Annotated in this window: 28 protein-coding genes; 1 reads left to right on the top strand and 27 read right to left on the bottom strand. The window is 49.1% G+C overall.

Features of this window, described 5'->3' with window-relative positions; genetic code table 11:
* Positions 1-55: 55 nt before the first annotated feature.
* Positions 56-2,518, bottom strand: coding sequence for a heavy metal translocating P-type ATPase (locus tag BM056_RS12950; protein ID WP_092471851.1), 2,463 nt, complete (start codon positions 2,516-2,518; stop codon positions 56-58).
* Positions 2,519-2,546: 28 nt separating this feature from the next.
* On the opposite strand from BM056_RS12950, the gene BM056_RS25610 reads away from it, so the two are divergent.
* Positions 2,547-2,834, top strand: coding sequence for a putative toxin-antitoxin system toxin component, PIN family (locus BM056_RS25610; RefSeq protein WP_114319288.1), 288 nt, complete (start codon positions 2,547-2,549; stop codon positions 2,832-2,834).
* Between the two features lie 53 nt (positions 2,835-2,887).
* On the opposite strand, the gene BM056_RS12940 is transcribed toward BM056_RS25610, so the two are convergent.
* The 26 genes from BM056_RS12940 to BM056_RS12815 form a co-directional block, all read right to left on the bottom strand.
* Positions 2,888-3,103 carry a spore coat protein gene (locus BM056_RS12940; RefSeq protein WP_238456452.1) on the bottom strand — a complete coding sequence of 72 codons (216 nt, stop codon included), beginning with the start codon at positions 3,101-3,103 and terminating at the stop codon, positions 2,888-2,890.
* A 70-nt stretch (positions 3,104-3,173) separates the two neighbouring features.
* A complete protein-coding gene (locus BM056_RS12935) occupies positions 3,174-3,374 on the bottom strand; it encodes a hypothetical protein (protein WP_092471848.1) in 201 nt (66 codons plus the stop codon).
* 12 nt (positions 3,375-3,386) lie between these two features.
* Positions 3,387-4,109, bottom strand: coding sequence for a DUF421 domain-containing protein (locus BM056_RS12930; protein ID WP_092471847.1), 723 nt, complete (start codon positions 4,107-4,109; stop codon positions 3,387-3,389).
* 90 nt (positions 4,110-4,199) lie between these two features.
* Positions 4,200-4,898: a YetF domain-containing protein gene (locus BM056_RS12925; RefSeq protein WP_092471846.1), complete on the bottom strand. Its 699-nt coding sequence runs from the start codon at positions 4,896-4,898 to the stop codon at positions 4,200-4,202.
* Positions 4,899-5,002: 104 nt separating this feature from the next.
* Entirely contained in the window at positions 5,003-5,323 is a 321-nt protein-coding gene (locus BM056_RS12920; protein ID WP_238456463.1) for a CopD family protein, read from the bottom strand.
* 7 nt (positions 5,324-5,330) lie between these two features.
* Positions 5,331-5,510, bottom strand: a complete 180-nt coding sequence (locus tag BM056_RS12915; RefSeq protein ID WP_092471844.1) for a hypothetical protein — start codon at positions 5,508-5,510, stop codon at positions 5,331-5,333.
* Between the two features lie 287 nt (positions 5,511-5,797).
* Positions 5,798-6,070 carry a 50S ribosomal protein L27 gene (rpmA, locus tag BM056_RS12910; protein WP_092471843.1) on the bottom strand — a complete coding sequence of 91 codons (273 nt, stop codon included), beginning with the start codon at positions 6,068-6,070 and terminating at the stop codon, positions 5,798-5,800.
* A 20-nt stretch (positions 6,071-6,090) separates the two neighbouring features.
* Entirely contained in the window at positions 6,091-6,402 is a 312-nt protein-coding gene (gene rplU, locus BM056_RS12905) for a 50S ribosomal protein L21 (protein ID WP_092471842.1), read from the bottom strand.
* Between the two features lie 143 nt (positions 6,403-6,545).
* Positions 6,546-8,240: an Rne/Rng family ribonuclease gene (locus BM056_RS12900; protein WP_092471841.1), complete on the bottom strand. Its 1,695-nt coding sequence runs from the start codon at positions 8,238-8,240 to the stop codon at positions 6,546-6,548.
* Positions 8,241-8,300: 60 nt separating this feature from the next.
* Positions 8,301-8,960, bottom strand: a complete 660-nt coding sequence (locus tag BM056_RS12895) for a TIGR03936 family radical SAM-associated protein (protein ID WP_092471840.1) — start codon at positions 8,958-8,960, stop codon at positions 8,301-8,303.
* On the bottom strand, positions 8,932-10,818 hold the full coding sequence (locus BM056_RS12890; protein ID WP_092471839.1) for a TIGR03960 family B12-binding radical SAM protein: 1,887 nt from the start codon (positions 10,816-10,818) through the stop codon (positions 8,932-8,934). Before BM056_RS12890 ends, BM056_RS12895 begins: the two co-directional genes overlap by 29 nt.
* Before the next feature lie 117 nt (positions 10,819-10,935).
* Positions 10,936-11,814 carry a M50 family metallopeptidase gene (locus BM056_RS12885; RefSeq protein ID WP_092471838.1) on the bottom strand — a complete coding sequence of 293 codons (879 nt, stop codon included), beginning with the start codon at positions 11,812-11,814 and terminating at the stop codon, positions 10,936-10,938.
* Positions 11,815-11,828: 14 nt separating this feature from the next.
* Positions 11,829-12,608, bottom strand: a complete 780-nt coding sequence (locus BM056_RS12880) for a M23 family metallopeptidase (protein WP_092471837.1) — start codon at positions 12,606-12,608, stop codon at positions 11,829-11,831.
* Positions 12,609-12,680: 72 nt separating this feature from the next.
* Entirely contained in the window at positions 12,681-13,331 is a 651-nt protein-coding gene (locus tag BM056_RS12875) for a carboxypeptidase-like regulatory domain-containing protein (protein WP_165613511.1), read from the bottom strand.
* A 293-nt stretch (positions 13,332-13,624) separates the two neighbouring features.
* Positions 13,625-14,818 (bottom strand): rod shape-determining protein RodA, encoded by a 1,194-nt coding sequence (rodA, locus tag BM056_RS12870; RefSeq protein ID WP_092471835.1) that lies wholly within the window; start codon positions 14,816-14,818, stop codon positions 13,625-13,627.
* A 226-nt stretch (positions 14,819-15,044) separates the two neighbouring features.
* Positions 15,045-15,326, bottom strand: coding sequence for a cell division topological specificity factor MinE (gene minE, locus BM056_RS12865; RefSeq protein ID WP_092471834.1), 282 nt, complete (start codon positions 15,324-15,326; stop codon positions 15,045-15,047).
* Positions 15,327-15,347: 21 nt separating this feature from the next.
* A complete protein-coding gene (gene minD, locus BM056_RS12860) occupies positions 15,348-16,139 on the bottom strand; it encodes a septum site-determining protein MinD (RefSeq protein ID WP_092471833.1) in 792 nt (263 codons plus the stop codon).
* Between the two features lie 48 nt (positions 16,140-16,187).
* Entirely contained in the window at positions 16,188-16,613 is a 426-nt protein-coding gene (gene minC / locus BM056_RS12855) for a septum site-determining protein MinC (protein ID WP_092471832.1), read from the bottom strand.
* Between the two features lie 126 nt (positions 16,614-16,739).
* Positions 16,740-19,547: a penicillin-binding protein 2 gene (gene mrdA, locus BM056_RS12850; protein ID WP_092471831.1), complete on the bottom strand. Its 2,808-nt coding sequence runs from the start codon at positions 19,545-19,547 to the stop codon at positions 16,740-16,742.
* 32 nt (positions 19,548-19,579) lie between these two features.
* A complete protein-coding gene (gene mreD / locus BM056_RS12845; protein ID WP_092471830.1) occupies positions 19,580-20,077 on the bottom strand; it encodes a rod shape-determining protein MreD in 498 nt (165 codons plus the stop codon).
* Between the two features lie 19 nt (positions 20,078-20,096).
* Positions 20,097-20,936 (bottom strand): rod shape-determining protein MreC, encoded by an 840-nt coding sequence (mreC, locus tag BM056_RS12840; protein WP_165613510.1) that lies wholly within the window; start codon positions 20,934-20,936, stop codon positions 20,097-20,099.
* 21 nt (positions 20,937-20,957) lie between these two features.
* Positions 20,958-21,989 (bottom strand): rod shape-determining protein, encoded by a 1,032-nt coding sequence (locus tag BM056_RS12835; RefSeq protein WP_092471828.1) that lies wholly within the window; start codon positions 21,987-21,989, stop codon positions 20,958-20,960.
* 26 nt (positions 21,990-22,015) lie between these two features.
* Complete coding sequence (gene radC / locus BM056_RS12830; RefSeq protein WP_114319289.1) at positions 22,016-22,675, bottom strand: RadC family protein; 660 nt, start codon at positions 22,673-22,675, stop codon at positions 22,016-22,018.
* 44 nt (positions 22,676-22,719) lie between these two features.
* On the bottom strand, positions 22,720-23,307 hold the full coding sequence (locus tag BM056_RS12825) for a Maf family protein (RefSeq protein ID WP_092471826.1): 588 nt from the start codon (positions 23,305-23,307) through the stop codon (positions 22,720-22,722).
* A 19-nt stretch (positions 23,308-23,326) separates the two neighbouring features.
* Positions 23,327-23,584 (bottom strand): DUF4321 domain-containing protein, encoded by a 258-nt coding sequence (locus BM056_RS12820; protein WP_092471825.1) that lies wholly within the window; start codon positions 23,582-23,584, stop codon positions 23,327-23,329.
* 65 nt (positions 23,585-23,649) lie between these two features.
* On the bottom strand, positions 23,650-24,108 hold the full coding sequence (locus BM056_RS12815; protein ID WP_092471824.1) for a RidA family protein: 459 nt from the start codon (positions 24,106-24,108) through the stop codon (positions 23,650-23,652).
* Positions 24,109-24,130: the final 22 nt, after the last annotated feature.

Genomic DNA, 24,130 nt, shown 5'->3' with positions numbered 1-24,130 from the left:
TGAATCATCTCCTTTGAATTATTGAAGAAATTTAATATCTATTTCTATAACAATTCTATGACAACCCCGGCTTGAAGCGCCGCAGCCTGAGGGCATTGGTTACCACAGACACTGAGCTGAAGGCCATTGCCGCCCCGGCGATCACCGGGTTAAGAAAGCCCAGCGCCGCCACCGGGATGCCCACTGTGTTGTATGCCAGCGCCCAGAAAAGGTTTTGCTTGATATTCTTAATGGTGGCCCGGCTGAGCCTGATGGCGGCCACAATGCCCCTCAAATCACCCCTCATCAGGGTAATATCCGCCGCTTCAATGGCCACGTCGGTGCCGGTGCCGATGGCGAATCCGACATCGGCGGTGACCAGGGCCGGGGCGTCGTTGATGCCGTCCCCCACCATGCCCACTACCTTACCCTGCCCGCGCAGCTTTTCAACCTGCTGCGCTTTGTCCTCCGGGAGCACCTCCGCCAGCACGTTCTCAATGCCAACCTGCCGGGCAATGGCTTCGGCGGTACGCCGGTTATCCCCGGTAAGCATCCAAACCTCCAGACCCATTTCCTTTAAGCGGCTGATAGCTTCCTTTGAATTTTCTTTAATGGTGTCCGCGACACCGATAACAGCCGCCGGCCTACCGTCCACCGCCATCAGCATGGCGGTCTTGCCCTGTTCTTCAAGGTTTTCGACCTCTGCGATCAGACCGGAGATGTCAATATTATGCTCCTGCATTAATTTTCTGGTGCCCAGCAGAACTGTGCTGTCTTCGATTTCCGCCACCACCCCGTGGCCGGGAATCGCCTTGAACTGCCGCGGGTCATTTAAAACGGCTCCTTTTTCTCTGACATAGTTCACAATGGCCTGGGCCAGTGGATGCTCGGAATTTTTTTCCGCCCTGCCGGCCAGCTGCAGCAAGCCTTGTTCATGCCCGCTGTATTGCGGCGCCGGGATCAGGTCCGTTAAAGCGGGCTCTCCTTTGGTGATGGTTCCAGTTTTGTCCAGAATGATGGCCGTCAGTTTATGGGCCTTTTCCAGATATTCGCCGCTTTTAATCAGGATACCGTTTTCAGCACCCTTGCCGGTGCCCACCATGATTGATGTGGGCGTGGCCAGCCCCAGGGCGCAGGGGCAGGCAATCACCAGGACGGCGGTGAAGTTCAACAAAGACCTGGTTAAATCGCCGGGCGCGCCATAATAGAACCAGGCGAGAAATGTAACCAGGGCTAGAGCAACCACAGCCGGTACGAAATAGGCGGAGATCACATCGGCCATGCGCTGAATCGGCGCTTTGGAACCCTGGGCCTCCTCCACGATTTTGATGATCTGGGCCAGGGCAGTGTCCTTACCCACCTTGGTGGCCTCGAACTTGAACGTGCCCAGCTTGTTAATGGCAGCTCCGATTACCTCGTCCCCGGCCTTTTTGTCCACTGGTACGCTTTCTCCCGTGAGCATGGATTCGTCCACTGTGGAATAGCCTTCTTTCAGCATTCCGTCCACTGGAATTTTTTCGCCGGGCCGAACCACCACCAGATCCCCCACTTCCACTTCCTCCACGGGTAGCTCCATCTCCCGGCCGCCCCTGATGACACGAGCGTTTTTGGCCTGAAGGCCGATCAGTTTTTTGATCGCTTCCGAGGTCCTCCCCTTGGCGATGGTCTCCAGGGTTTTGCCCAGCAGGACCAGGGTAATGATTATAGCCCCGGTTTCATAGTAAACTTCCACATTCCCTATGCGCCCGGTAAAAAAGGTTGCAGCGACGCTGTACAGGTAGGCGGCGGTGGTTCCCAGGGCCACCAGCACCGACATGTTGGCACTCCGCCCGCGCAGGGCCACGTAAGCTTCCTTATAAAAGTTAGCCCCCGCTATAAACTGAACCGGGGTAGCCAGGGCAAATTGGAAGTAGGGGTTGAAGAAAAAGGCCGGAACCACGCCGCGCAAGTTCAAAACCATTGCCAGCATATAAACCACCAAGGGTGCGGAAAAAATAGCGGAAAAAATCACCAGGGACTTTTGCCGTCGGATTTCCCTTTCCCTTTCTTCCCGCTCCAGGTCAGCCGTGGTCTTGTCGTCCACCTCGGCAGCCTTGTAACCGATATCGGCCACAGCTTTTTTAATCTGCGGCACATCGATCTCCGCCGGGTTGAATTCCACCACCGCCTTTTCCGTGGCGAAGTTCACCGCCGCCCGGGTGACACCGGGAAGTTTGTTGAGGACTTTTTCGATGCGAGCGGCGCAGGCCGCGCAGCTCATGCCGGAAAGTCTCAATTCTGTGCGTCCCGTCACCGGCCGGTAACCGGTTTCCTTGATCTTGTCTAAAATTTGCTCAGAGCTTACCGATTCAGAAAGGTAATCCACCGTGGCGGTTTCAGCCGCGAAGTTTACTCCGGCACTCTCGACGCCGGGAATTTTGGCAAGCGCGTTTTCAATGCGGGCGGCACAGGCCGCGCAGGACATGCCGGATATTTTAACTGTTAGTTTCTTTAATCCTGGCGGTTCAGGCCGGGTGGTTACTGTTTGAATGTCTGCCATATATAAGACCACTCCGAACTAATCAGATTTGGCGTTATTTTTAAATAAGATACCCCGGAAAGCCGGGGCAATTCATAACTTATACTATTTATTATGGAGGATAAATGTATCAAACCTGTCACAAAAGTATAACAAAATTATAAAGAAGACTTGGCTCAGGTTGGGTTTTGACCCATACGTTGGGGACATAATTCCGGATTTTCGGCTTAGCGCTATTTATGAAGACCCTGATGATAATATGTTCTTAGAATGTGCAATAGAAGCTAAAGCAGAAATAATCATTTCTGGAGATGACCACTTGTTGGGTTTAAAATAATTTCAAGGGATACAAATAATACGACCAGTAGATTTTAAGGATAGAATAGGTAGCTAACCTATTTTGCCGGCTTGCATCATCTGTTGAATTTCCTGCTGCAGCCTGGTAATATTTTGCATTTTGGTGTCCCGCATTTGCGTAAACAACTGGCGCACTTCCGGGTTTGTAATATCCACCATATGCTTGTTATACAGAGACTGCAGCATCATTTCATCCTGCAGGGCGTCCTGTAATTTGTCCAGAGTGTTCATATTTGATGCTCCTTTCAAGTCTCATCTGATAGGACTATTTTTCATCATTTTAGCTGGCACCCGTCAGCAACATGGATACCCAGTTTAATTATACTATGCCCAGGCTCGTCATTTTCCGGGACAGCGTGCCGTAATGGTTGCGGGCGCTCATCTCCATCCCCTGTAACATTTGCTGCAGTTTGGGGTCGGTGATCTGCTGGGCCAAGTCGGCATATTTTTTGGCCATGCTTTCTTCGTGAAACAGCATCATTTTCATAGCGTTGTTCATTTTTTCCTGATCAGTCAGCACTGTCTTCCCTCCTTACGTGGTAGTTGCCATAGAATAAAACAGCCGACCTGAGCCATCAATTCCAGCCAGGTAAACATCTTTCAGGTTCAATGCGCCGTATTTCTCCAGCTGGCCGCGCAGCCATGATTCATCCCTATTGATTTTCCGCAGGTTTTCTTTTACTATGCGGCCGTCATTGACCAGCAAGACCGGTAATCCTGCTTCCTGGGCGGACATTTTCAGGTCTTTGGGTGTCACAGGCTGGAAATCGGTTTTTTTGAGCACGCTAACATGCCCGCTGGTTTCCAATACTGCTGTCTCAACCTCGGCCAGGTTGGGAGCATCAGCCTGGCGCAGTCCTGATAATAAAAGCTCTATCGGAAACAGAGCTTTTTTCATGTTTTGTTTTAAAACTACCCCACCTTGTATCAGGGGGATGGCCGTTCCTCCAAAAATGCGGGCCACTGTGCGGCTTTTAACCATGAGGTAAGAAATAGCGTAATGCAAGATATAAATGGTAGTTACTGAAATAATGACAAAGGCAAAACTGTTTTTGGAGTCAAACAGGGGAGCGGCGATCAAACCACCCATCATCCAAAAAAAAGCAAAATCGTAGGCGGAGAACTGGCCGCCCGAACGCCGGGGCAAAAAACGGCTGCCCAGGTAAAGCAGCACCGCTACTCCCAGTACCCGCACAAAAAAACCGAACGGGCTCAATTTTTCCACGGCCCCGAAAATTGAGGCAAGCTGTTCCATTGTCCTTACCACCCTTAATTTGGAACGTTTCATCGGGAACATTCCTATCCCCAAAAGAATATCCAAGCTTTAACTGGCATGTCCCCAATCCTATGAACTGACGTAAAGCGTCCCGTCCGGCTGCAAGGCCACCAGGAATACGTCTTCGACCCGGCCAAAACCTTGTTCCGCCAGCCGGTCCTTTAGCCAGTTCAGGTTCAGCCCCAGCGAAGTTAAGTTTTCACCGTCCACCTGGCCGTCGTGCACTAAAAGGGCCGGCAATGCTGCAAATTTGGCCGGCAGGTTCATTTGTTTTCTGGTTACGGGCAAAGTATTGGATTTTTTAAACACACTAATTTTACCCGTGGGTTCCAGGATGGCGAAAGCCACCTCGGAGAGGTTGTGCGCCCCTTTAAGCCTTAACTGGCCTAAAAGGTTATCGATGGTAACATGGGAGTCCAACATATTCTTTTTATGTATTAAGCCGTTCTCAATCAGAATTACCGGCGCCCGGTCAATCAGCTTGGGCCACTTGATATCCAGGTAGGAAAAAAATACATTCACCAGGGCATAAGCAAATACGATCACCAGGGCCGAGGTGAGGGACGCCTCGGGACTGACCATGCGTACGGCGGCCACGCTCATAATCCCCGCCGCCGTCAGGTAGTTATAACCCGCCAGGATACCCACCTCACGATGGCCCATCCACCGGACGCCGATGATCAGGGCAAAATAAAGCAGGGCGGCCCGCACCGCAAAACCCCAGAGGGGTATTTCCTTCGCCCCGTTAAAAACCGCCTGCCATTCCATGTTTTAACCCCCATCAATTGGGGACATTCCTTGACCCCATTCAATCGAGGACATTTCTTCGATTCCCAAAATATGGATCAAAAAGAGGCAGTGTGTCCCCATCCTTATTGCTCTAAAAGCTCGGCAAGAATAACCGCCAGTATAATTACTGTTATTCCCACGATCAGGTGGGTCCAGGACCAGAATTTTGCCGTGTTGCCCGCCCGGGCCATTTCCAGCGCGTTTTCCTGGCCTTTGGGCGTGGCCGGGTTGATTATTTTTTTCATTTTTGGATTTAAGGTATATATCTGATACAGCAGGATCACAATCAGGGCCGCCACCAACAGCAATTTAACAAACAGTACGATACCCGCGGGTTGACCAAATAACGGAGACAGCTTATCCACGTTACCGGAAACAGCGTAGACGCCGGTAACGATTAACACCGCCAAACTACCCCAGGTGAGGGATGAAAAACGCCCGGCGGCGATCATGTTGATGGCGTGCGCCGGGGGGTGCCAGGTGTTTTAAGGCCGGAGCCACGGCAAACATGCTGTAAATCATGCTGCCGATCCAGGTTTCCACGGCCAGGATATGCAACGAGCCGAAAATGCTGTGCAGGATTTTTTCCACGCAGTTTTGCTCCTATCTGTTTTTGGTAACCATTGATCTTTAGCTTCTCTAAATTATTTGATATTATTCCTTATGTTTGGGTTAATAATCGATAGATCCCGTATATGCACAGATACCTTGCCCGGCAAGTCCGGTGGTAAATGTTAGCTATCCAGCGAAATTTAGCCGCTCCTAATTCTTCCCTTTATAGTGAAAAAAGGTGTCAAATACTTTGACCTCCGAGCCGTAGCCATCAAAAAACCCAGGGTGTTTAACCCTGGGTTTGCAGTAATTTCATATACTATTATTTATACGGCAGCGGTCTTTTCAACTTCTTTAATAGTGACCATTTTTTTATCCTTGCCCCTGGTTTGGAATGACACAATGCCATCTACCATGGCAAACAATGTATCGTCTCCTCCGCGGCCAACATTGCGGCCGGGATGAATGTGGGTGCCCCTCTGACGTACCAGAATGCTGCCTGCGGTAACAAACTGACCGTCGCCACGCTTAACCCCCAACATCTTAGGTTTGGAATCGCGACCGTTGCGAGAACTACCTACACCTTTCTTATGTGCCATCTAAATCTCACCTCCGTCAATCAGGCCTGTATTTTTTCCACCACAACCCTGGTAAAGGATTGACGGTGGCCTTTTTTACGCCGATAATTCTTTTTGGGTTTGTATTTGAAAACAATAATCTTTTTGTCTCTGCCGTGTTTTTCGACCTTCAGCGTTACACTTGCCCCGTCAATAACGGGATTGCCGATTTTAAGCGCTCCATCTTTTTCCACAGCCAGGACCTTGTTAACCTGGTAAGTTTCACCAGCGTCTGCAGGCAGTTTTTCAATAAAAATGGTGTCACCCTCCGACACACGATACTGCTTGCCGCCAGTTTCAATTATGGCGTACAATATAAGTTTCCCCCTTTTACCTAGGACTCGCCGGGACTCGGGTAGGATAAACCATTTTTATGACCCGTCTCGAGCGGTACTTTTGTAGTCTACAATAAAATATTTTATCATAACGGAGGTTTTTGTCAAGTAACATCCTCCAATCATGCCTGGATCAGTCTGGCCTTGGCATAAGTTCTAAAAACTTTGCTCACCTCAACGGGTATTGTCTCTCCGACCAGTGAACCGGCCCCCTCAATGTCCAGGATGAAACCGTTGACCCTGGCAATTCCGTCGTTGTAATTGTTGGCGTGGGGTTCCTCCACTCTAATCTCCAGTACCTGCCCCGGTTTAACAGGCAGCGTTTGGGCCTGAATGTCGTCCTGGTCATAAAGGGGGCGCATGGAAACCGACTCGATATGCTGTTCGGCCGACCCCCTGATATACAAATTCTTGCCGATCCGCGCCTCTAAATCACGCAGGTTGGCGCCGCCACTGCCAATCAACCTTGCAGCCACCAACGGATTAGCTTCAACCAGGATCGTCTCCGCGGCGGTTTGCTTGGCCATTTGTTGTATTTGCTGTTTGATGCTGATGCCAACTGTTTCCTCCGATAAAACCTTGCCCCGCCCGTCGCAATAAGGGCAGGCTTTTTGCAGCACCTCGGCCAGGCTGGGCCGCACTTTCTTCCTGGTCATTTCAACCAAGCCCAGTTGAGTAATGCCTAAAATGTTGGTTTTGGTCTTATCTTTGTGTATTTCCTCTTCCAGCACATCAAGTACCTGCCGCCTGTGTTCTTCCTTGGTCATGTCGATAAAATCAACAATAATTATTCCGCCAAGGTTGCGCAGCCGCAGCTGGCGTGATATTTCAATCGCAGCCTCAAGATTGGTTTTTAATACCGTGTCCTCCAGGTTGGTGCTGCCAACGTATTTACCGGTGTTAACATCAATGGCAGTCAGTGCTTCGGCCTGGTCAATCACGATATAGCCGCCACACTTTAGCCACACTTTCCGCTTCAGTGCCTTTTCCAACTCGGCATCAATATTATTTTCGATATACAGGTTGGTTCTTTCTTCCATAAAAACCTTTACTTTAAGGCGTGGTCCCAAAATATCCAACAGATCAATTATTTTCTCATACTCATAGCGGGAATCTACACTTAACCGGTCTACATCCTCGGTAAAAATATCTCTCAGAATACGTTGGATAAGTTCCAGGTCCCGGTGCAGTAAGTTGGGAACAGGGCCGTGATTGGAACGGTTGATGATTTTACGCCATAGTCCGGTCAGCATGGTGGCATCAAATATCAGTTCATCTTCATCCACACCCTCGGCCACAGTGCGAACAATCACACCCATGCCGTCCGGCTTAACCCGTGCGGCCAGTTCCCGTAAACGATCCCTCTCCTTTTCGTCCTCGATACGCCTGGAAATACCAATGTAATCCACGGTCGGCATCAGCACCAGATAGCGTCCCGGCAGGGTAATGTGGGTGGTGACACGGGCCCCTTTGGTGCCGATGGGTTCTTTCACGATCTGTACAATTAACTCTTGGCCTTGCTTTAAAATATCGCAAATGTTGGTGCCCAGAGTTGAATCACTCTGGCTCTGCCCGGAATCTACATTACGGGAGGGAATGGCGTCTTCAACATAAAGAAATGCATTTTTTTCCAGGCCTATATCCACAAAGGCAGCCTGCATACCGGGCAGCACATTTTCCACCCTACCCTTAAAAATATTTCCAACAAGGCGTTGATTTGGCGATCGCTCAATAAACATCTCCATCAGCACCTTGTTTTCCAGAACGGCCACCCTGGTTTCTTCTTCTCCAACATTGATCAGAATTTCCTTAAACATGCTCTTTCCCCTCAATCATTCAGGACAACTGGAATGTTAATTAAATCAAGAATAATATATTCACGTTAATAGTTCCGTCCTTGTAATTTGAAAATCTGCTTTGTCAATTTCCATACCGGCGTTTTTAAAAAGGGCGCCAAGCGCATCCTCCGGCCTGATATTAATTACGCTTCCTGCTTTTAGTTCCAGGTTTAAAGTCAGCCCGCTATCCCCGTGTGCTTTTTCAATTTTTATTATTCCCGGTCTGATATCACGCATTTGCTCACGCCCGTCTTTGGTCTTGCGCAACACTTCCACCTGTTCGAGGCTCAAAAAATCCTCCACTGCGCTGTCCGGCAATTCAGCAGGCAGATCTTCCGCATCTATATGCACTATATAGTTTGCCCTGCTTAGTTCGCTCATTAGCGAAGGCGCTTTGTCGGGCACAACGGTTACCCCGTGCACCCTGATTCCTTCCGGAAGTACCGCATTTAATTTCTCTTCAATAACGTTGTTTTCAACAGGCTCAATCATTTCAACATCAAAAGGCTCGGCCAAGCCTTCCAAGCCAACCGGCAGAGGCGCGGCAAAACTAAAGCGGGGATGGGGATTAAACCCTTCGGAATAAGCCATGGGTAACCCCGCCCTGCGCATTGACCGTTCCAGGGTTCGCACCATGTCAAGGTGTGAGTTGAACCTGGCCGGCCCATTTTTACTGTATAACATCCTGTAACGGGGCAATGGTTTCACCCCCTGCCAGGCGCGGTTTGATCTCAAGGCTGGGGCACAACCCGCACCCCGGGCACTTCCCGCCGCGGCAGTCGGGGGTTTTTTCCCCGGCTATCGCCCGGCGGTGATCCCGCGCTAAAAATTTTTTATTAACCCCGGCCCCTATATGATCCCAGGGCAAAGTATCATCATAATCATAGCGGCGGTAGGCGTAATTGTTAGGATCAATTCCAACTTCGTCAAAGGCCGCCAGCCACCTGTCCAGGTTAAAAAATTCCGACCAGCCGTCAAAACGGCACCCCTTACGCCAGGCAGCTTCTATGGCGTCACCGAGTTTCCTGTCGCCCCGGGATAACACAGCCTCCAGGAAGCTGCCCTCGGGGTCATGCCAGTTGAAAACCAACCCGCGTCCACGTAATTCACGACGTAAAAACTCCTGTTTGCGCCTGAGTTCTTCCATGCTATGCTGAGGTTCCCACTGGAACACAGTATGAGACTTGGGCACCAAAGAAGAAACACTGACCGTTACTTTTAGCCTGCCCCTGGCTCTGACAGTTTCCCGGCCCCGCTCCAGAACCCGGCGCGCCAATTTGGCAATACCTTCCAAATCTTCATCTGTCTCAGTAGGGAGACCAATCATAAAATATAGTTTGATAGCCTGCCAGCCTCCCTGGAAGGCTGACGTTACCGCTGCCATTAAATCGTTTTCAGTTACGCCTTTGTTGATGACATCCCTTAACCGCTGCGTGCCGGCCTCGGGAGCAAAGGTAAGACTGGACCGGCGCACTTTTTGCACTTCCTTGGCCAGGTCCACTGAAAAAGCGTCAACCCTCAAAGACGGCAGAGATACATTGATCCTTTCAGCACTGTGCCTTTTGGTAAGTTCCTCTATCAAAGGCCGCACCTGAGAGTAGTCAGAGGTGCTTAGAGAAGTAAGTGATATCTCACCCCAGCCGGTGCTGGCAAGCGTTTCACGAGCTTGCCTCAACAATGTTTCCGGGTCCTTTTCACGAACCGGACGGTAAATGACCCCGGCCTGGCAAAAGCGGCAGCCTCTGGTGCAGCCGCGCTGCACTTCAAGCATAGCCCGGTCGTGCACCGCTTCAATTGCCGGTACGATCTGCCGGGTGGGATAAAATACAGCATCCAGGTTGTCCACTGCCCTCTTCTTGACCACGGCGGGTACTCCTTCAGCTGCCGTCGTAACTGATTTAACTTCTCCCTTTTCATTATACTGCACCTGATAGAGGGATGGCACGTAAATTCCGTCGATTTCCGCCAGTCTTAACAGCAATTGTTTTCTATTTTCGCCCTGCATACGCCACTGGTGATAAGTGTCCAGCAGGTCGTTAATTGCTTCCTCGCCCTCACCGATGACAAAGGCATCAATAAAGGCGGCAATTGGCTCGGGGTTAAAAGCGCATGGCCCGCCTGCAACAACCAGCGGGTATGCACCTGTCAGGCGTTCAGTTGACCGCATAGGTATTTCGCCCAGATCCAGCATATTAAGGATATTGGTAAAACTTAATTCATATTGCAGCGTAAAACCTACAATATCAAAATCCCGCAACGGTCTGCGGGATTCAAGGCTAAATAAAGGCAGGCCCGCCTTGCGCAGCTGTTCCTCCATGTCCGGCCAGGGTGCAAACACCCTTTCCATAAGTGCATCGTCCCGCCTGTTTACCGAACCATACAATATCTGCAGGCCCAGGTGGCTCATACCAACTTCATATACATCCGGAAAGGCAAAAGCCATTTTAAGGTCAGTGCTAACCCAATCTTTACGCACAGCGTTCCATTCGCCGCCGGCATACCGGCCGGGCTTTTGTACACGCCGTAAAACCTTTTCTACTTTTTTATCAATATTCATGTCGAAAATCCTCCAAAATTTTACCCTGATGTTTAAATACCATTTATTTCATTAAAAATCAACCCTTTATATTATTTTGTCCGATTTTGGAGTACAACACACAGCCTGTTGTTTTAATTACTTACCTTCCACCAGGGCACCTACCGGGGTATCGGCGCCCTTGTCCAGTAGTGCGCTTATTATCGCTGTTTCCGTTACCATACCCCGGTAGCGGTAATGGTTGTCCAGTACCGTGATCAGATAAAAGCTCCTAGGAACAAATGGACCCATCAACTTGCCCAAAGGCATGCTCTCTACTGCAACCAGGTGGGCAGCCGGCAAAAAACCTTCCCTGGCAAGCTCCTCCTGCTTATGTCTGATTAGCTGCATGAATAAAAATGGCGCAGCCCTTCGCTCACGGGTGGAAGCGTACAGAATAAACAGAGCGGTTACGGGAATATCTACCCCACAATAACCGCGCCACATGCCAATTATCCCGGCCACGGTTATAGCCAGGCCGATGAATTGTCCCGCCCCCGCGGCACGGTAAGTTGCTTCCCGGATGCCTATTTTACCCGCCAAAAATGACCGGTATATCCGCCCTCCGTCCAGAGGCAGGGCCGGCAATAAGTTAACCAGAGCCACCATCAGGTTGCACTGCAAAAAAAACGGGCCCAGGTCGGTATGCCAAAGCCCGTAATTTTTCAACGCCACACCCAGGGCAAACATAGCGAAATTGCTGGCAGGCCCTGCAGCAGCAACATAAGCTTCCCGAACCGGATCAACCGCCAGCTCGGACCCTGCCCGGGCAACTCCCCCGAAAGGCAAAAGCTCCACTTCGTTCAATTCAACGCCCAGTCGCCTGGCAGTCAGCGCATGGGCCATTTCATGGATGAGCACCACCCCGAAGGCGACCAGCCCCCTGCCGAGCACCCCGGCTACGAAAAACAGAGCCAGCAAAGCCAGAAAAAAAGGGTTCACATAGAGTTCAATTCCAAACAAGCGTCCTATTCGCATAATCAAGGACCCCGCTAATTTTTATTATTGGATTGCAGTCTGGTCAGGGGATCAATAAGTTTCCCGTTTTCTCTCAGCTCGAAATGCAGCCCTCCGCCGGTTACATCCCCCTCGCCCACCACGGCAATTTCCTGGCCGGCTTTAACATCTTCTCCTTCAACGACCATTACATCGGTTACCCCTCCGTAAAGGGTGTGTGTTCCATTGCCATGATCTATAGCAATGTATTGTCCCAACGAAGCATCCCTGCCTACCCTGGTAACCCTCCCGTCCAGGGCGGCAGTTACACTGGAGCCCGCCGGTGCGCTGATATCAATACCGGAGTGGAATCTTTCCAGGTCATCAATTGAAGATTGTGACCAGCCATATCCTTTGATCACCTTTCCTGAAACCGGAACAGCAATTCCCACATCATCAAGTTTATTTCCCGTTACAGGCTGAGAAACACCGTCCAGACCGGGCGGGCTGTTGACTACAGGGTTGTCCCAGTTAACTAGTTGGGCAGCAAGCTGCATAGACTTGTCCAGTACCGGCTGGAAATTCCATTCAGCAGTTAATAGACTACGCATATTTTCCCGCACCTGTTCGCCTGCAGGGTGGGGAAACTGGCGGGCGATCACCAGCACAGCCAGAACCACCAGCACCGATACAATCCGGAACCAACCACTGCTGCCCCGCTTGCGCTTTGCCGGCGCTTTGGGCCGGTACCCATTAACAGATTGATAATAATCAGCCCATTCATCTTTGCCAAATTTGTTTCGTACCCCAACTCGGGGTATTTTGCCCCATTTCAATTTTTTCCCCCCTCAAACAAATTGGTGCTGTAAGATATTTATATTTAGGGGGATGGACAAATATGACAAGCTTTACAAACGGTGTAATACAAAATTTACCTGGTCGCGCAGCATAACCAGAGCTACCTTTTCGCCCCCTTCAAATCCTTCGGCCTCAACTGCAACCCGGTAAGTGCCCGGTTCAAGATCTTTGACGTAATATTTGCCATCACTGCCTGTAGTTGCGGTTTGCAAGATACGGTTGTCATTGATATCCTTAACGTTAATCAACGCACCCCGTATCGGTTCATTTTTAGGAAACTCGCCAACCATACCTTCCAACATTACATAGCCTAAATAAGTAACTTTTATTGCCAAAGTACCCACCGCTGAAACTCGTTCCATTCTAACACTGATCCTGTCCACCGTAATATCATGGTGAATGGATACTATCTTGTCAAAGCCGGTAACATTGCGTAATTGAATAAAACTGCTGGTTTCAATATCCTTAACCAGTTTCTTGTTGATCGAGGCTGCCGCGGTCGCGACATTGTGTTCTGGAATAACGGCAAACATTTTGACTAAAGCGTCAATTCTTAGCACTGAATTATCCAACAAAAGGGGAATGACATTTTCCACTCTGGCCAGCACATTTACGCGCTCCGCTCCGGGTGGAAGCCCAATTGAACCGTACCAATTTATATCCTTGCCCGCCACCTGGCGCACGACGCTCTCATTATCCATTCTTTTTACCTCCGGCATTTTACGCACAATTTAATAAAGAAGACTTGGTTCAGGTGGGGTTTTGACCCCATCTGAACCTTAGTCGCACTTATTTCGAGCTTACAGCCTGTTAATCCCCGACCTAAAAGGGCGGGGTCTTACAGGCTGTGCGAAGATATTTTTATGGTGTGTAAAAGTTCTGTCTAAGATACGTCATGGACAAAAAAAACGTTAAAAGGTCGAATAGTTTTTTAAATAGGTAAGGGGACACACCTCCCCGGAGGAATGTCCCCAACTTATGCATGTCCCCATAACTAAAAAATATTTTTCTGCCTGCGCAAATAAATATTGATCAAAGCCCCGATAGCCAAAAGATTAGTAACCATACTGCTGCCTCCATAACTAAACAATGGCAGCGGCAACCCGGTAACAGGCATTATGGCAATAGTCATCCCAATATTAACCAGTATCTGGAAAGTAAACATACTGACGATCCCAACGGCAATCAACGTACCGTATAAGTCCTTGGACTCCGCAGCTATGCGCACCCCCCGGTAGAGAAATACCGCAAACAGGCACAGCAGTAGAAAAGCCCCCAGGAAGCCAAATTCTTCTGCCAACACAGAGAAAATAAAATCCGTATGCCGAATGGGGAGAAACTCCAAAAAACTCTGCGTACCCCGCAGCAGCCCCTTACCCCACAGACCGCTGGAACCAATGGCAATCTGGGATTGAATTACGTGGTAACCTGCCCCCTGGATATCAGACCAGGGGTCCAAAAAAATAATTAACCTGTTCAGCTGATAATCATGCAGGGGAATCCAGGTTCCAAATTTGAGATGAGACCAAACCAATCCAATAACAGCCGCCAGGCCGCCGCTAAATATACCAGTTATCAGCAGCGGCTTGCTGCTGGCGATAAACAACATGCCAAACAAAATTGCGGTAAAAACAAGTGAGGTCCCCAGGTCCGGCTGCAACAGGATTAGCCCCATAGGTAACCCCACATATACAAAACAAGGCAGCAGCTCTTTAAAATTTCTCAGTTTACCCTCTTTGTTAGCTAAAAAATCAGCCAGAACAATAATAATTATGAGCTTGGCAGACTCCGAAGGCTGAAAACGAAAGAACCCGATGTCAATCCAGCGCTGTGCTCCCATAGCAGTTTGTCCCAGAACCAAAACCGACCCCAGCATTAATAAATTGATAACATAGAGGTGTTTGGTGTATTTACGCCAGTCTTCATAAGGAATATAAACCACGGCCATAGCTGCGCAAGTACCAATTAATACCGAAATAAACTGTTTATAAACAAACTCTTTTTTCATCCAGAGGAGCCTTTGGAAAACACTGGCTTCCTGAAGCTTGTTCATGTCAAAGCCAAGACGCATCCACCAGCCATAATCAGTACTGGCACTGCCAATCACTATCAGGCTCCAAATAATAATAATGGCTGTTACCCCGATCAAGGTAAAGTCCAGGTTTTTAATCAACCGCTTATTGTTCATCTATCTTCACCGCGCTTTCTACGGCGTGTCTAAAAGTAAAGGATTCAGAATTCAGGTCGTCCACCCCCACGGAATCCGGCCTTTTTTCATTTTACGATGGCGCTGCACCAACGGCACGGGCGTCTGACTACTGATTTCCGACTTCTGACTCCTGACTCCTAATTATATATCAGGAAGCGCAACAAAAAAAGCCGGCAAAATAAACTACCGGCTATTATAAGCTTTTTTAAGCGGTTTCCGTTTGGAATTTCCTCTTCATTTTTCTGACAGGTATATTGGCAACCAGGGCCACCTGGTTTTCGCTGCTGTCCAACGAAACTTCCAAAGCCTCTTCGTCAATTTCCATATAATTGTTAATAACTTGAATTAAATCGTTTTTTAGCGATTGCAGCAGCTGCGGCGAAACTCCCACACGATCATGCACTAATACAAGACGCAGTCTCTCTTTGGCTACGTTGCGACTTGAAGAGTTATCCCGACCAAAAATCTTGTTAAGGAAATCGAGCATCACGCCTCCCCCTTTCCTCTTTTATTTAAAGCCCATCATCCGGCGCAATTTTTGCATAAAGCCGCCTTCTTCCAGTTCCATCATAGGTACGTTTTCACCTTTAATCCTCCGCACAATATTTCGATAAGCCTGACCGGATTTGGAGTTATTGTTAAGTACAACCATTTCGCCCCGGTTGGTGCTAACAACTACCAATTCATCTTCCGGAACAACTCCAAGCAGGTCTACGGCAAGTATCTCAATGATGTCATCAATACTCATCATATCCCCGTGCTTGACCATCTGGTAGCGCATACGGTTGATAATAAGCTTGGGCTCACGCAAATCTTCCTTCTCCAGGAGTCCGATAATCCTATCGGCATCCCGCACGGCTGATACCTCCGGAGTGGTTACAACAACAGCCTGGTTTGCCCCCGCAATGGCGTTGCGAAACCCTTGCTCAATTCCGGCAGGACAGTCAACTATAATGTAATCGTACTCATTTCTCATCTCATTGCATAGAGTCCTCATTTGATCGGGACTTACCGCCGTTTTGTCTTTGGTTTGCGCGGCTGGAAGCAGGTATAGATTTTCAAAACGCTTGTCTTTAATCAATGCCTTTTTATAAGTACAATTACCGCTGGTAACGTCAACCAGATCGTAAACAATTCGATTTTCCAGGCCCATGACCACGTCCAGGTTACGCAGCCCAATATCAGCATCTATCAGACATACCCGGTTATTGGCAGAAGCCAAACCAGCGCCTAAATTTGCAGTGGTAGTGGTTTTACCCACTCCCCCTTTACCAGAAGTAACTACTATTACTTCACCCATTAATCTAACTTCCTCCTTTTATGCATTACAAGACGCAAGCAGCAATATTTATCTTTGTCTTTCAGATCCAAATTGAAAGGCCTCGATCACGACAATTCCGCCTTTTATCCTGGCTACCTCGGGATCTTTAGATTCAGATTCCTCTCCGTCCGGGGCCCGGGTAATGTGGTTGGCAATACGCAGTTGAGTAGGTTGCAGGCGATAAGCATACACCGCAGCATTTTTGTCGCCCCCGGCCCCGGCATGTACTACTCCGCGCAGATAGCCCATTACAACGATGTTGCCGGATGCAACAACCTCAGCGCCGGGGTTAACATCACCGACAATTACGATATTGCCGTCATAACTTATCGACTGGCCGGAACGCAAGGTGCGCTGCACTAAAATGGTATTTTCATCGGCCAAATCTTCTGGATCTCCTCCCCCTTTACCGGGGAAATGCACCAAATTCCCACCAGCCCAATAAGGATCCACCGCTTTTACCCCTCCCCTTAATTAACCGGTATTATTTGATATACATTTCTACGGTTAATAACCAAATCCTGCTAAAAGATAAAAAATAAACGGGGTTTTTTACCCCGTTTATTTCACGTTCCACTACTACTGTTGTTCGTCCCCAACACCGCCCTGCGGTTCAGTAGTGCCAGGCTGTTCTGGAATCTGGGGCTGATTTTGCCCATTTTCCTGCGGAGGTGGTTGCTGATTCGCGGGTGGCTCCTGTTCAGCCGGTTGCTGCTGTTCAGTTGGTTGTTGCTGTTGCTGTTGAGCAGGTGGCTGTTGAGCAGGTGGCTGTTCAACAGGCGCCTGCTGCTCACCTTGCCCGGCTGGCGAATTCAGGTGATCACTGTTCACCTGGGCAGTTGGCTGGTTAGGCTGCTGCGGTATAGAACTGTTCCGGTTGTTATAATAACGCAATTTCTCGTCATCCAGTGTGGTCGTTTTTTTCTCCTGCTTGACTTCCGGCCAGATAGAGGGGTAATCGGGAATAACCGGGTCAGTCAATGTTTCCTGTCCGTACACCTGGTTAGTAGTCGATTGTTGGTCACCGTCTTTTTTCCCGTCCTTTTCCGCATAATAAGCATCCATGATTTGCCTGGCAATGGGTCCGGCATAGCCGCTGCCGGAATTACCGTATTCCAGAACGACAACCACGGCAATTTCGGGCTTTTCATATGGGCTATACGCAACAAACAGCGCGTGATTGCCTTTTTTATTACCTTTTGCATCCAGCACCTCAGCTGTACCCGTTTTGGCGGCGGCAGATTGCTTAAACCCGTTAAATGCCCCTGAAGCAGTCCCATTTGGCGGAAGCGTCACCATGTGCATACCTTCGCGAATTACTTCCAGGTTTTTGGGATCAATATCAACTTTATGCCTTACTTCAGGAGAAACCTCTTGTATAACCTTACCCTGAGGCGAGACAAGCCTCTCTACCACATAGGGGGTATATAGAGTTCCGCCGTTGGCAATGGCAGAAACATACGACACCAACTGCAGCGGGGTATACGTATTATCGCCCTGCCCAATGGACATGTTAACTGTTTCAAACTTCTGCCAGTTTAATTCCCATTCATAATTTTTCAACTGCTCTTCCAGTTCTTTATCCCTCTCCCGGGTTAATTGCTGCTTACGGCTTTCATCGTTGGCTTCATCAATCATTTGGTTCAGCTCTCTAACCCGGGCAAAATCATCGTTATAGTTAATGAGCATACTTTTTACCATTTCGTATTTCCATTCCGGAGTTGGCACAACACCGCTCATCTCACCCGGCAGGTTAATCCCGGTCTTTTGACCAAGTCCAAAATCCTTGGCGGCGCGTGCAATGTTATTAACTCCAGCCGCCAGGCCAAATTGATAAAAATACGTATCACAAGACACTTCAAATGCCTTACGCATATCCACCAGACCGTGGCCACTCAACTGCCAATCCCTGAATATCCCCTGACCCAGCTTGTAATAACCGGGGTCGGATATTTTATATGTCGGATCTACAATATTGTTTTGCAGTATCGCAGTCGCAGTAACCATTTTAAATGTCGACCCCGGTGCGTAAGTTGCCGAAATAGCCCGGTTTAAAAGCGCCCCGGACTCTTGTAAATCATTCCACTGGGTTGCGGAAAGCCCCCCGGTGAATATTCCCGGGTTATAAGAAGGGTAACTGGCCATGGCCAAAATAGCCCCGGTATGCACATCCATAACGATTGCCGCTCCGGCACGGGATAAACTATATCCTGCATGCTGTGCGCGCGCAACTCCTTCCGCCAGTGCTTGTTCGGTAGCCTTTTGTAAATCCAGGTCAACTGTCAGAACAAGGTCATCACCGGGCACAGCAGGTTTTAGCCCCAGATCACGAACCGGACGGCTGCGCGCGTCTACTTCCATTTGCCTGGCGCCGTGCTCACCCCGCAGTTGTTCTTCATAAACGTATTCAAGGCCGTTCTGGCCAAAAAGATCGTTCATTAAATAGTCTTCATCCTTGTGCTGTTCATATTGCTCTTTCTTAATATTTTGTACATAACCCAGCACATGGGTGAGCAGTTCCCCGTGCGGATATTCCCGCACAGGCTGTACATCAACCACAACTCCCGGCAACTCCATCTGTTCTTCCCTGAGCGCCACGACAATATTTAAAGGAACATCCTCGGCTACCATAACCGGCTCGTAAGGACGGGCCACTTTATTTTCTCTGATCTGGCTGCGAACGTTGGCCTCCATTTCATAAGCAGACTGCCCTTGCAAAACATTGGCCTGGGCCAACATAGCAACAAGCTTGCTCAGCGTATCAGTCTTTTTCTCCAGGGTAACGCCGAACCGGGTAAGATTCTGCCGTTGTAATTCCTCGGCTGTGGAGGGGTTGTAGACAACCGCCATTTCCAGTTTTTCACCCTGTTCCAGCAAGCTTTTCTGTTCCTTGGCCCGCCCCTTGATTGCTTCTTCAATAAATTGCTTTTTAATGGTGTAGATTTTTTCCTGATCTTTTTCTTTGGCTATATCAAGACCGTTTTCTTTAGCGTAAGTTGCTAATTTATTACCGCTAACCTGTTCAAAGTAAGCTACTGTTTCATCATCACCGGCTAAAATCCAGGACAGCGTGTCCGCCATTTGCACGGTGTCGGCGCCAACACGGTTTAAATATAACCGGTAGGTTGTCCCCTCGAAATTAAGATCATTGACAGAAACAGTATAAATAGGGCGGTTAGTAACGATTTTCTCACCGTTGCGGTCAAAAATTTCTCCCCTTGGAGCAAATATGGGCACAATACGGATATAATTATTGCGGGCCAGAGTGCGAAATTCTTCGGTTTGCACCAGTTGCAAAAAGGAGATCCTGCCAATTAAAATTAGCACTACCAGGAATACGCCGCCCAAAACAAATTTTATTTTAGATTCAATTATCTTTTTTTTCATTATAACTACTATCCCTTCTATCCGGGAAAAATCTATTCTCCTTTACTGAGCATGCCGCTCCGGTCGGAACGATAGTAGAGACCATAAATAATAAGCACTGCCACCGCATTGTACAAACTTACGGGCAGGATAATTTGGAATATCGCGGGCACAACGGAGACATGAACGTTAACCATATACAAGAGCAGGTAGTAAACCAATTCCGACAAAAATGTGCAAAACCAGGTTAAACCAGCGGCAATTAGCCGGTTTTCCCGGTATAGCCTTCCTTCGCCCAAACCGGCTAAATAACCTGCTGCCATTTTGGTAATTGCATTAACGCCAAAATACCCCCCACCTACCAGATCTTGTAAAATACCTGCTACAAAACCCAAAAAAGCCCCCTCCTTGGTACCCCGGAGGAAGCCATTCAAAATAGCCAGTACAAGGACAAGGTCCGGTATAACCCCGAAAATTGAGATAAAATTTAGGGCTGTTGATTGAATAATCAATGCTCCAAGCACCAGTAACAAGAAAATAAGGGAGCGCAAGTAGTAACACCTCCGGGATTTATTCCCCGTCCGGATGGGCCGATGTAATAATTAATACCTCCTCCAAGCGGTTGAAATCCACAACTGGTTTTAACGATGCCATTTTAAAAAGGCCTGATTTTTCCTTTTGAGTTTCCAATACGGTTCCAACAGGTATCCCCTTGGGGTAAATACTGCCGAATCCCGACGTTATAATTTTATCACCTTTGCGTGGTGCCATATCAGCAGGTATGTGCACCATATTCAATTCGCCACGCGAACCGGCCACGCCTTCAACAACTCCCGGCGCCCTGTTATCCTGAACCAGGCAGCCCACCCCACTCCGGGGATCTGTAACCAGCAGAACCTCGGCGGTATCAGCCGAAACATTAATTACTCTGCCCACCAGTCCTGCGGGTGTAATTACCGCCATATCCTTTTTTATGCCTTCCTTGGAGCCGGCATTGACAATTATGCTGCCAAACCAGTTACCGCTGTCCCTGGCGACTACTGCAGCCGTTAATGTTGACAGATTGGCCGCGGCACTGTCATTAAAATTCAGCAGCTGTTTTAGGCGTGTATTTTCTTGCTGAGCCTCTTGATACTGGGAAAGTTTCCCCTCTAGTTCACTGACCCTAGCTTCAAGCACTTGATTTCGTTTAGCTACATTAATTAATTTCACTGGAAAAGATATAAAACCGCTTACTTCGCGTCCGGCAATTGTAACCACCCTCTGGACCGGCGCCAGGAAATCACGGGTGGCGGACGCCAGCGGGGTTAGCTTGGACATGTTTCCAGCAGTAAAATGGAGGCCGGCCAGCAATATTATGACTAAAACACCTAAAAAGATGAGTTTTTTTCCGCCTGATATACGGGACACGCCAACATTCACACCTTAATCTTAAGCTAATTTTTTTGGTTGAATCAGTACTTTGCGCAAAATATCAATATTTTCGAGAACCCGGCCTGTTCCGTAAGCAACGGCTAACAGCGGGTCGTCAGCCAGATGCACGGGCATCCCTGTCTGCTCACTGACCAAACGGTCCAGTCCCCGCAGCAGAGAGCCTCCTCCGGCCATAACAATGCCCCGGTCCATTATATCGGCAGCCAGTTCAGGCGGGGTTAGTTCCAGAGTATTTTTAATCGCCTCTAAAATATTGGAGACCGGCTCGGAAAGCGCCTTATAAATTTCCTCGGAGGTAATTTCTATCGTCTTCGGCAGCCCGCTAACCAGATCACGGCCCCGCACCTCATATTTCTCAACGGTTTTGGACAGGTAAGCGGTGCCAATCTCGATTTTTATTTCCTCAGACGTACGCTCCCCGATCATTAAATTATAGGTTTTTTTCACATGCTGGATAATAGCGTCATCCATTTCATCCCCGGCTATACGGATGGAACGACTGGTCACAATACCCCCCAGGGAGATAACCGCCACTTCGGTTGTACCCCCGCCGATATCCACGATCATATTGCCGGTAGGTTCGTGCACCGGCAAACCGGCGCCAATTGACGCAGCCATTGGTTCCTCAATTAAATAGGCCTCCCGGGCTCCGGCCTGTAAGGCGGCTTCCCTGACAGCCCGTTCCTCCACAGCAGTTACGCCGGAAGGTACCGAAACGACAACCCTGGGCCTGATCAAAAAAGTGCGCTTGCGCAGCGCTTTGCTGATAAAGTATTTAATCATACTCTGAGTAACGTCGAAATCGGCGATAACGCCATCCTTCATAGGTCTAATGGCTACGATATTGCCCGGGGTTCGGCCAATCATCTGTTTAGCTTCCTCACCCACCGCCAGCACCTGGCCATTATCACGCTGAATTGCTACAACAGATGGCTCTCTAAGCACTATTCCCTTGCTTTTAACGTAAACCAGGGAATTGGCTGTTCCCAGGTCAATTCCCATATCTTTTGAAAAAACTCCCAATGCCATTTGCCGGACTCCTCTCTAAGCAATATTCACATTAAGCCCCTGGCTTTGAAGCTAACGAACTTATTATCTCCAATAACCAAGTGGTCTAAGACATTGATGCCAATTATATTACCCGCCTCGATTAAACGTTTGGTTACATCTATATCTTGCTGGCTGGGTGTCGGGTCCCCGCTGGGATGGTTATGGACAAGAATCACCCCGGCGGCACTGCGCCTTATGGCAGCTTTATAAAGTTCTCTGGGATGTATAGCTGAAGAGTTAAGCGTTCCTATGGAAACTATTTCTCTGGAAAGAACTTGATTTTTGGTATTAAGCAGCAATGCCCAAAAGTGCTCTCGATCAAGATGCCGCATTTCTTCCATCACCAAGGCGGCAGCATTTTCCGGTGATTTAATGGTAGGCCTGTCCCAGGCTGTGGCCATCGCCACCCGCCGACCCAATTCCAAAGCAGCCCTGATTTGGGCCACCTTGGCCGGCCCCATGCCCTTAAATTCGCTGAGTTCTTCCGTAGAAACATCAAGCAACTGTTTTAAACCGCCAAAGCGGCCCAGTAATACTGTGGCCAGTTCCACCGCACTGAGGCCGGTACTGCCCGTGCGCAGCATAATTGCCAAAAGTTCTATATCTGATAATAATTGCGGTCCTTCCTTGAGGAGCCTTTCCCTGGGCCGCAATTCCACGGGCATTTCCTTAATTGTAACCCGGTAATCCTGCGTAATCAAACCCGGTCCTACCCCCAGCACGCGGTTACATTAATGCCAAACTCCCTCAGCATCGTCACCAGTTTGGCAACCGGCAAGCCAACCACGTTATAATAACAACCTTTGATTCCAGTCACAAATACAGCTGCCAGACCCTGAATCCCATAAGCGCCGGCTTTATCCATCGGCTCGCCTGTGGCGATATACCTTGCCAATTCAGCCCGTCCGGCACGGCGCATGATTACTTCTGTCCGCTCGTAATCCGAAAGCACCCTGTTCCCCGGTATTTTCAACAATGTAATGCCTGAAAACACTTCATGGGCCTTTCCCTGCAGCCTTTCCAGCATATCCAGAGCCTCTGCGGCGTTTCGGGGCTTGCCCAATACTATCTCGTCCAGCGCCACCACAGTATCTGCCGCAATAACGATACCCGCGTCCAATTTTTCAGCCGCAGCCAGAGCTTTGCGCCGTGAAAGAGTCAAAACCTGCTCCGCCGGAGGAATACCGGGTGGCAGTGTTTCATCTACCTCCATAGTTAATATTTGATGCGGCAGTTTTATTTGGCCCAGCAGTTCCCTGCGTCGCGGTGATGATGATGCCAGGTAAATTTCGGGCAATTCGACTACCTCCGTTAGATCAAACCTTGCGATAAACCAGGTATCCCAAAACCAAACCCAAAGCGGTAACCGGTCCCAGGGCCAAGTTAAAACCAAATGTAATGGATAAAAAATGCAAATCCAGTGTCGCAGGTTTTAACCCGATGTTGCTGGTAGCCGCTAAAAATGGTAACCATTCAGCCAGGGTACCGGACAGGGAACTTCCTGCCATGCCACCGGCCAATAAAAGCAACAACAATATCCACGGGCTTTTTGAGCTACGATATACTTTGGACATACTAACACCCCAATATATTGTACCACAATCGAGGTTCCAGTTCTGCTACCGGGATAACATTTCCATTATCTTATTTTAAGAACCATTTCAATTTCCACCGCTGCATTAAGCGGTAATTCATTAACGCCAACCGCCGCTCTGGCATGGGCACCTGCCGGCCCAAAAACATGCCCTAAAAATTCCGAGGCGCCGTTGATTACCGACGGTTGCCCTGTAAAACCCCGGGCGCTGTTAACAAAGCCGGTCACTTTAACTACTCGTTCAACGCGATCAATACTTCCGGTCAGATCCGCCGCAACTGCCAGGCAGTTCAGCGCACATATTCGGGCGGCAGCAAAACCCTGTTCCGCCGTGATATCTAAGCCCACTTTTCCCTGGTACTGCAGCTCTCCTTCTACCATGGGGAGCTGGCCGGAAATATAAACCCATCCGTCAACCAGCACACCGGGCACATAAGCGGCTACCGGTCGTGGAGCAGGCGGCAGCTTAATCTGTAGGGATTCAAGTTTTTCACTTGGTTTCACCTGACTTCACCTCCGTTTTGGG

The organism is Desulfotruncus arcticus DSM 17038, from assembly GCF_900113335.1.
Lineage (GTDB): Bacteria > Bacillota > Desulfotomaculia > Desulfotomaculales > Desulfallaceae > Desulfotruncus > Desulfotruncus arcticus.
This window is presented reverse-complemented; position numbering and strand designations above follow the sequence as displayed.